This is a genomic window from Thermodesulfovibrionales bacterium (genome assembly GCA_035622735.1).
Lineage (GTDB): Bacteria > Nitrospirota > Thermodesulfovibrionia > Thermodesulfovibrionales > UBA9159 > DASPUT01.
Map to the genome: position 1 here is coordinate 1 of DASPUT010000259.1, position 2304 is coordinate 2304.

The 2304-nt window shown below is 53.2% G+C and carries 3 protein-coding genes; all 3 read right to left on the reverse strand.

What is annotated here, in order from left to right; genetic code table 11:
* Positions 1-783 (reverse strand): class I tRNA ligase family protein (locus VEI96_13410; GenBank protein HXX58992.1); only part of this gene is annotated, 783 nt, incomplete at its 3' end.
* Positions 784-856: 73 nt separating this feature from the next.
* Positions 857-1807, reverse strand: coding sequence for a response regulator (locus VEI96_13415; protein HXX58993.1), 951 nt, complete (start codon positions 1805-1807; stop codon positions 857-859).
* A 153-nt stretch (positions 1808-1960) separates the two neighbouring features.
* On the reverse strand, positions 1961-2304 hold a 344-nt coding region (locus VEI96_13420; protein HXX58994.1), incomplete at its 5' end, for a DMT family transporter.

Consider the following 2304-nt stretch of genomic DNA (forward strand, 5'->3'; position numbering starts at 1 on the left):
GGAAGCGTCTCCGATAACGGGTATCTCCCTATCCGTCAAAGGGAGACGGACGGTCTTTCCTATGAACGCCCGATATCGCTCGTCATCGGGATGTACCGCTACCGCGGTGTCGCCGAGCATCGTCTCCGGCCTCGTCGTCGCGACGACGATATATCCGTCACCGTCAGAAAAAGGGTATCGTATGGAGGTGAGGACTCCATCGAGCTCCTCATGTTCGACCTCGAGATCGGACAAAGCGGTATGGCACCGCGGACACCAGTTGATGAGCCTCTTGTCCTGATAGATGAGACCTTCTTCATAGAGCTTCACGAAGACCTCTCTGACCGCCCGCGAAAGCCCCTCATCGAGGGTAAATCTCTCCCTAGACCAGTCGCACGAGGCACCGAGTCTCTTCAGTTGATGGATGATCCTCCCGCCGTACTCTCCCTTCCACTTCCATATCCTCTCGATGAAGGCTTGCCTTCCGATTTTTCTCCTGTCGAGCCCCTCCCCTGCGAGATTCCTCTCCACGACATTCTGTGTCGCTATCCCCGCGTGATCCGTACCCGGAAGCCAGAGGACTTTAGAGCCGAGCATCCGTCTCCATCGGGCGAGGATGTCCTGCAGCGTCGCATTCAGGGCATGACCCATGTGTAAAGAGCCGGTGACATTCGGAGGAGGGATGACGATGGAATAAGGGCTTCCGGAAAAGGCATCAGGGTTGAAGTACCCTCGATCAAGCCATAGGGCGTACCACTTTTCTTCTATCCCTTTCGGGTTATAAGCCTTTTCTAATTCTGTCATATCGGGAAAGGACGTCAGGGAGAAAACCTACAGACCCTTACGTTAAGAGAGGCTCGGGATAGGCATTCTCAGCCTATATCTCAGACTTAATCTTTTCTATCTCCTTCGAAATCATCGTCTCCGCAAGTTCCGGAACGGTATCCCAGATGACCTTCTCAATCTCTTTTGTGAGGGAAGCAAGAACACCCTGGAGCATCTCCTTGAGAAGTCTCTCGATGAGTTGCGGCGCGACCTCCCATAATACCTTCTCCGCGGAATCCTTAACCGAAGGAGTAATCGCAGCAAGGAGCGATTCCTGAATGTCTACAACCCTTATGAGCGAGGCAACCTTCTCATCGAGGGTCTTCTTAAGGATATCGGCAAATTCATCTCGTGAAGGGAATTCGATCTGCGGAGTTGCTGGAGGAGCGACCCGCTGTCCCCCGGCGACTTCTTCCGCTTCAATCTTCTCAATCCCTCTGCCGGCCCCAAATTCCTCCGCCACTTCGACCGGTTCTTCAAATGCTGTCTTTTCTCCCATGGGCGGCTCTGCAGAAAGACCCTCTTCAGTGGGCGCGGCAGTGATCTCTTCCATCGTCCAGAGGTCTTCTTCCGCAGCTTCCATGTCCGCTGCCTCGAGAGCCTCTCCTTCCATAGGCTCTTCTTCCTCCATCCCTTTACTCACGAGTACCGCGTTCACCTTGCTCAACAACTCCTGAGATTCGAAGGGCTTAATGATATAATCATCGGAGCCGACATCCTTCGCGAGGTCTTCATCAATCGGCTCAAAGGCTCCGGCAAGTAATATGACCGGTATGTCTGCCGTATCGGGGTTCTTCTTGATCTTTTCACAGAGTTGATAACCGTTCATGACGGGCATCGCGATGTCGGCGAGTACGACGTCGGGTCGAAAAGACTGAAGCGCGGCCAATGCCTCATCACCGTTGTTCGTGGCCTTAATATCGAAGCCCTCTCCGGCGAGTACCAGCTCGACGACTTTCTGGATCGTTATGCTGTCGTCAGAAAGGAGAAGTTTATGTCCCATGCTTCCTTCCCTTCGGAGGATCAGTCCCCCATAACTCTGTAATAAGAAAGGGCAATGCCCCCTTCAATCACTAGCCAAATTGTATTGTTTGTGAAGAAAAATGTCAAGATGTAAAAATTATTCCGTTCCGCACGCTTTACCGTCAATCACGACTCACGCCCCGAGGCTCGCCTCTCCGGAGTCTCTTGCCGTGATGTACCCCGAGAGGAGTATCAGGGTGCCCCCGAGGATGTTCCTCGAGGTTATAGTCTCACCCAGGAAAAGTGCCCCGAGAAGAATTGCAGAAACAGGTTCGAGGTATCCGAGAATCGCAGCCTTGTTTGCGGTCACCCTCTGGAGACCTTTGAAATAGAGGACCGGCGCCACTGTTGAATGCACGATACCCATAACGGCGCAGGCCAGGAAGAGAGACCTGAGGTCATCGGGTACACGGACAAAAGGCAACAGGACTGCGACAATAACGAGATTCTGCCAGAGCGTCATGAAGAGGGGATGCA